At 76.2% G+C, this 634-nt stretch carries 1 protein-coding gene; it reads left to right on the top strand.

Features of this window, described 5'->3' with window-relative positions; genetic code table 11:
- The coding region (locus AC2W7G_RS17990; RefSeq protein WP_485869633.1) for a Rossmann-like and DUF2520 domain-containing protein at nucleotides 1-634 on the top strand (634 nt) is incomplete at both ends.

The raw sequence follows: 634 nt of genomic DNA, 5'->3' as shown, positions 1-634 counted from the left end.
ACCTCGTCGCCGTCAGCGGTGCGTCCCCGGCCTCCCGGCTGCGCATCGACACGCTGCTGCCCGGCGTCCGGGTCGCCACGCCGGACGCGGTCGTCGCCGCCGACGTGGTCGTCCTCGCCGTCCCCGACGACCAGCTGGTGGCGCTCGCCGAGCGCCTCACCGTCCGTCCGGGCCAGGTCGTGCTGCACACCAGCGGCCGTCACGGGCTGGAGGCGCTGGCGTCGCTCGCCCGCCAGGGGGCGCGCACCATCGCGTTCCACCCCGCCATGACGTTCACCGGCACCGAGCTCGACCTCGACCGCACGTGCGTCTTCGGCCTGACCGCCGGCCCGGACGAGCGCGCGCTCGCCGAGCGCCTCGTCGCCGACCTGGACGGCACGCCGGTGTGGGTCGCCGAGGACGATCGCGCGACCTACCACGCCGCGCTGGCCCACGGCTCGAACCACCTCGTCACCGTCGTCAACCAGGCGATGGAGCTGCTGCGCTCGGTCGCCGGCCCCGACGCCGACGTGTCCGCGATCCTGCGCCCGCTGCTGACGGCCTCGCTCGACAACGCGCTCGCGTTCGGCGACGCCGCCCTCACCGGGCCGGTCGCCCGTGGCGACGTCAGCACCGTCCGGGCGCACCTCGACGC

The organism is Aeromicrobium sp. PFPM2_SD2 (assembly GCF_057364525.1).
This window is presented reverse-complemented; position numbering and strand designations above follow the sequence as displayed.